Raw genomic sequence first — 6,250 nt, forward strand, 5'->3', positions numbered from 1 at the left:
CGCGCGCATTGGTGACACGGTAGCCCGGCTTCTCGCGCTTGCGCGCCTCGCCGCTCTGCCGTTTCGTCCTGTTCGCCATGGGGAGCCCGCCGTTCTTCACGACACCACTTTTACTCCCACGCCTTCCCTTATGCCATCAGACGTGTCCTGGTCGCGCCTGGTCTTCCGAACAAAGCCTATTTGGTGCACTTGTCAGTAATGCCTCCATGAAACGGATCTCGCGCACCCGATTGGACGAACTGTAAAGGCGTGCGTTACCGGCATTGACAGATCTGCAACCATGGGCGGTGACCGCATCAAAGACAAAAGTGCCACCTTTTTCCGGAAAGCCTTTTTTCTTCTGGCTGGTAGATTGTTACCGTTCAATAGGGTAGGACTTCGTAAGTCTCCACCGTTTTTCGTAAATAACAACAGCGGGTGCCTGCGATTATACGAAACAGATAAGGCTAACTCCCAAGGAGCATCGTTCATGTGTTGTTTAACCCGACGCAAGCAGCGACTCATTCGACATCGCGAGGATAACTCAGTTGTTTCGCATAGGCTCAAACGATTCACGTCATGTTCGATCATGGGTGCCATGCTGGCTTGCGTCGCGTTGCCTGCCCATGAAGCTCGTGCCCAGAGTAGCGTGCAGCTTTATGGCATCGTGGATGACGCGCTCACCTATACGAACAACATACGTGGCGGCCGCACGTGGGCCCAGTTCAGTGGCGTCGCTCGCAATGATCGCTGGGGCTTTCGCGGCGTGGAGGACCTCGGCGGCGGATATCATGCGATATTCAGGCTCGAAAACGGCTTCAGCATTACCAATGGCACGCTGGGCCAGGGCGGGCTGGAATTCGGCCGGCAGGCGTTTGTCGGCCTCGCCAGCGACCGATTGGGCACGATCACGTTGGGCCGGCAGTACGATTTCATGACAACGAACCTGTCGCCGTTCTCCTCCGGCACGCTGATCCCTAGCGTATTCGCCTTCCATCTTGGAGATTACGACCGGCTCGGTGGCGAGCGCATGGACAATACGGTCAAGTATGTGTCCCCGAGTCTCGGTGGCCTGCAGCTCGGCGCACTGCATTCGTTTGGCGGCCAGGCGGGAAATTTCTCGCGCAACAGTGCGACCGGTTTCGGCGCCGCCTACGCGCGTGGCCCGCTACACCTGGCCGCCGCTTACACCGCGATTCACAATTACCAGGCCGTCTTTGGTATTGGAACGCCGGTGCTGGGTGCGCCCTTATCCGGATCAGGGCCGTTGGGCACACTGTCTAGGCCGGTAGTGTTCGACAAACTGGTCATCACGGGAGCGGCGGCGGGGTATCAGCTTGGCCCAGTCCTGCTGCAAGGCCTGTTCACCCTGGTGGACTTCCAGAACAAGGGGAAATCGGCCGTCCTGCGCACCGAAGAAGGCAACGCCCAATACAAGCTGAGCGCCGCTTTTTTCCTGGCCGCCAGCTATGCCTATTCAAAACTCGACAGCGACCACTGGAACCAGATCGCGCTCGGCGCGGATTATTTTCTGTCCAGTCGCACCGACGTGTATCTCAACGCCGTCTATCTGCGCGCCAGTTCCGGCGTCACGGCCGAGTTGTTCCTGTTGTCTCCTTCGAGCACGAATACCCAGATGATCGTAGCACTCGGCCTGCGACACACGTTCTAACGTCGTTTCGGAAGGTATTGCCGGTCGGCACTCAACCGCGTTGATGTCGGCAGCGGTAACGGCCTTATCGCGACATTCCTGAATAGGGGTTCGTGATAACTAGGCAAAAGACTGGCTTGGTCTAAGCTACGTAGACACAAACCGGAAATGATGAAGTTGAATTTCCGAATTGTGTGGCCGTTGTTACAAAAAGGGCGAGTGGATTTTTATCTGGAAACGCGAAACAGCCATTGAGGTTTTCCGTAAATCTGTCGTCCTTGCGCTATGCGGTGCATAGCCGCGCCAATTAAAGTGCGGCTATTGATAAATCGGTAATGGATCGATACAGGTTGTCTGACCGGTTCGTGAAGATGTCTGTAGTTCGCGCGTAATGTTTTCCGGGCGGCAAGCATAAATGCCCAGTCGGCAGACCGCGAATCGTTGTGAGTGCCGTATTCCGGGGGATAGACGTGCGCGAGACGTGGGGGCGATTGCTGCGCCCGGCTCACCGTGGTTATGCAATCGGCCTGACGGTCGGCATGCTGCTGCTCGGGCTCGCGGCTACGGTCGTGGTGTATTCGGTCAGTGCAGACCTGATCCGGCGCGAGGCGAGCCTGCGCTTTGACAATGACACCCGCGATGTCGAACAGAGAATCGACATGCGTGTCCGCCTGTATTCCGATGTGCTGGTGACGATGCAGGCGCTGTTCAGTGCGGGCGACGAGGTATCGCGCAGCGAGTTTCGCGACTTCGTGAATGGCCTGAATCTGCCCGCGCGCTACCCCGGTTTTCAGACCCTGAACTATGCACCGTACATTCGGAGCGCGGACGTGGAGCAGTTTGTTGCCACACAGCGCCGCGACCCGATTCTGCGAGACGCCGGCATTGACTTCGTGATCCGGCCGGCAGGCGCGCGTCCCGCTTATTTTGTGCTGTCCTACGTCGAACCCATGGCGCCGAATCTGCCGTCGGTCGGCCTCGATCTTGGGTTGCAGCCACGACGGCTGGCGGCCCTCGAACGATCGCGCGACACGGGGCAACCCGTCAGCAGCGGACGCCTGATCCTCGCCGAGGGCAGTAACCCGCACGTTGGCATCGCATTACGCCTGCCGGTCTACCGGAAAGGCATGCCGCACGATACCGTCGATCAACGGCGGCTCGCCTATATCGGCTCGGTTGGAGCGGGCATCCGCGTCCGGGACCTGATGACGGGGCTGCTCGACGACGAAACACTGCGCGTGATCCGCTTCCGCATCTACGACGCGGGCACGTTCGACACGCCGGCCGTCTCGCCGTCGCCATCCACGATGCTGTTCGACAGCGTAGCGGGCATTGGGGACATGCCACGCGACGACGTAAGCCGTAACACCACAACCCATGCCGGCGGGTCTGCTGCCCACCCTTCAGCGTCGTCCGGTGGTAAGTTCAGCGCGTCAGCGCGTGACGGGCAGCAGTTCGCGAAGAGTCTTGTGCAACCCTTTGGCGGGCGGCGCTGGCTGATCGTGTTCGCCGCCGATCCGGCGACGCTGAGCGGCGCACAACGTCGTCTGCCGATGTTTGCCGCCGTCACCGGCACGCTCATCAGCGTGCTGCTGGGTGCACTGGGCTACGCGCTGTCGAGTTCGCGCGTGCGGGCCGTCAGGCTGGCCGAACGGATCACGCATACGCTGCGGGAGAGTGAAATCGCCCGTGCCGAGGCGCAGCGTATTGCGCATCTGGGTGACTGGCGGATCAGTGTTGACGGCGGGACGGTCCTTCTGTCGAACGAGATGGCCCGCCTCATCGGCTCGCACGGCGGGACGCTGCCACTGACGGCGCTGATGGGCGTGATCGAACCGGCGGATCGTGCGGCGCTGGTGGCCCACGCGAAAAGGACGCTTCGCGCGGGCACCCCGTTCCAGCTCGAATGTCGCTACCGGTCCACGCGTGGTCGACGAGGCTGGCTGCATCTGATCGGGCACGCGTACGGACCGCCCGAGGAGCGGGCACTACGTGGCACCGCGATGGAAATCACGCAGCGCAAGTCGGCGGAGCGCGCGCAACAGCAGGAACATGCCATCACGCTGCAACTGGCGACGGCGACGAACGAGTTCGATGTTTTCCGGCAACTGGTAGACGTGCTGGTGGATGGCATGGGCTGGGAGGCGGGCGCGTTCTGGCCCACGGAGCCCGGTCAACGACAATCGCTTTGCGCCACCTGGCGCACGCGGATACCCGGGCTCGAGCGCTGGCTGGCGTCGCGCCCGGATAGCCCCTCGGCGTTTGCCGGGGAGGTCACGACGGAGCCTTGCTGGAGCGCGGGAAAGAACACCTTAACGCGGCTTGCGCACGCTGAATGGCTTGCTGCCGCGGGGATTGCCACCGTGTTCGCCTTTCCGCTTCGTGCCGGCGCAACCACGCTCGGCATGGCCGAATTCTACGCCCGGGACAGGCGCCAGACGGAACCCCACGCGCTGGCGATGGCGCGCTCGATCGCGATCCAGGCGAGTCACTTCCTGCTGCGACGCCAGGCTGAAGAAAATCTGCGCTTCATCGCGAATCACGATGCCCTGACCGGCCTGCCGAATCGCCTGATGTTCAGGGACAGGCTGGAAGAAGCGCTGCTGCGCGCACGCCGTGAGGAGACCGCGCTCCATGTCCTGTTCATCGATCTGGATCAGTTCAAGGACGTCAATGATTCACAGGGACACAACGCCGGCGACCTGCTGCTGCGTGCCGTTGCCGACCGTCTGCGCGAGCAGGTAACACAGACCGGAATGATCGCCCGTCTGGGCGGTGACGAATTCATCGTGCTCATCGAGGATCAACGAGACGAGCGGGTTGACATCAAACAGACCGTCGCTGCTATCCAGACCGCACTTTCCGGATCGTTTGCCGTGAGCGGGCGGCAAGTACGGGTCACCGCCAGTATCGGCATCAGTTCGTTCCCCGGCGATGGCGACGATGCCCAGACGCTGCTCAAACACGCTGATATCGCGATGTATGGCGCGAAGCAACAGGGCAAGAACACGTATCAACTGTACGTCCACGAGATGAGTACGACCCTGCAGCGACGTATCGACATGGAATCCCATCTGCGGCACGCGGTCCACAACGGCGAGTTCGTGCTGTACTACCAGCCGCGCATCAGCCTGCAATCAAACCGCTGTACCGGGGTCGAGGCGCTGATCCGCTGGCATCACCCGACGCTTGGACTGGTGATGCCAATGGATTTCGTCCCGCTGGCCGAGGAAACGGGCACGATTGTGCAGATCGGTGCGTGGGTGCTGCGCGAGGCGTGCCGGCAGAACGCCGGGTGGCTAGCTCGAGGCCTGGGGTCTATGCGCGTGTCCGTCAATCTGTCGGCGCGCCAGTTCGCGGATCCGCATCTGCACAACGACATCGTCGAGGCGCTTGAGCAGGCCCAGTTGCCCGGCGATCTGCTCGAACTGGAACTCACCGAGAGCGTGGTCATGCGTCATCCCGAACAGGCGGCCGGCTGGCTTGCGAGCCTGAAAAGGACCGGCGTGCGCCTGTCGATCGATGATTTCGGCACCGGGTATTCATCGCTCGCCTATCTGAGCCACTTCCCGATCGACGTGATCAAGATTGATCGCTCGTTTATTCGCGACGTGCCCGACAGCCAGAGCGACGCGCAGATTACCAGCGCCGTCATCGCGCTCGGCCACAGTCTCGGGCTGGAGGTGGTCGCCGAAGGGGCCGAGACCCAGGCGCACATCGATTTTCTGCGTAACGAAGGCTGTGATGAAGTCCAGGGGCACTTCTACAGCCGTCCTATTCCTGCCAGCGATATGACGGCTTTCCTGAGTCGCCGGCTGGAGCGCGGTCTTGCCGAAGAGCAGGAACCGCAAGCCGTGCGTGCGTGAGGCTGAAGCCTCTGGCGCGCTCATTACACATGAAAGGAGCTTTACCATGCAACAGCAAGCACGAGATGTAGCAGGAACCTGGCAGGCCATTGATGAACTTGAGTTTGACCGGATCAAGGCAAAGCTGCTTCACCGGAAGGAGAGCGGGTGGACCCCGGGGACGGTCGCGCGCGCCGAGCACGGCTACCGGCAGTTCCTGAAACTGTCGGCGAAATATCCCACCGTCACCATCGTGCCAGGCGAGGGGGTGGATCAGTTCTGGCACGCGCACATTCTTGACACGCAGCGCTATGCCTCCGACTGCGAGCGTCTCTTTGGCTATGTGCTGCATCACAGCCCTTATGTGGGGATCGATGGCGCCGACGATGAAGCGCATCTGCAGGAACTGGCTGCAACAACCGGCGAACTGATGGTGCGCGAGTTTGGCGCCGCATCAGCAGATACGCCAGCGTACTGTGCAATCACGCCGGGTGCGGAAGCGAAGCCTGCCTACTGTGCGATCACTCCGGGTGCGCAAGCGAAACCTGCCTACTGTGCGGTGACCCCGACACACATGGCGCGCACAACTCACGCTCCGGCCAGCGCAGGGTGCGCCTGACAGCTGTTCTGCCAGCGTCGAATCGCCCGCGTCAATGTGATCCGGGCGATCGCGTCCATGCCTGTTGGGCGTGTATTGTTGACGATGCCGTCAGGGGCGACCTGACCGGTCGCGATGCAGGTCGCGTTTCGCGGCTTTGTTCGGAAGACCAGGCGG

General features: G+C 61.4%; 4 protein-coding genes. 3 read left to right on the forward strand and 1 reads right to left on the reverse strand.

The annotated features are described in order from the left end of the window. Positions 1–568: 568 nt before the first annotated feature. The 3 genes from P0D80_RS48125 to P0D80_RS48135 all read left to right on the forward strand — a co-directional run bounded on the left by P0D80_RS48125 (position 569) and on the right by P0D80_RS48135 (position 6,094). Positions 569–1,651, forward strand: a complete 1,083-nt coding sequence (locus P0D80_RS48125) for a porin (protein ID WP_408295312.1) — start codon at positions 569–571, stop codon at positions 1,649–1,651. Positions 1,652–2,169: 518 nt separating this feature from the next. After that, complete coding sequence (locus P0D80_RS48130) at positions 2,170–5,496, forward strand: bifunctional diguanylate cyclase/phosphodiesterase (protein WP_408295315.1); 3,327 nt, start codon at positions 2,170–2,172, stop codon at positions 5,494–5,496. 46 nt (positions 5,497–5,542) lie between these two features. Beyond that, positions 5,543–6,094, forward strand: a complete 552-nt coding sequence (locus P0D80_RS48135; protein WP_408295318.1) for a glycine-rich domain-containing protein — start codon at positions 5,543–5,545, stop codon at positions 6,092–6,094. Here P0D80_RS48135 and P0D80_RS48140 read toward each other — a convergent pair. Further along, the coding region (locus P0D80_RS48140) for a hypothetical protein (protein WP_408295321.1) at positions 6,064–6,250 on the reverse strand (187 nt) is incomplete at its 5' end. The genes P0D80_RS48135 and P0D80_RS48140 overlap by 31 nt on opposite strands.

The sequence above is a fragment of the Paraburkholderia sp. RL17-373-BIF-A genome, assembly GCF_046030175.1.
Taxonomy (GTDB): Bacteria; Pseudomonadota; Gammaproteobacteria; order Burkholderiales; family Burkholderiaceae; genus Paraburkholderia.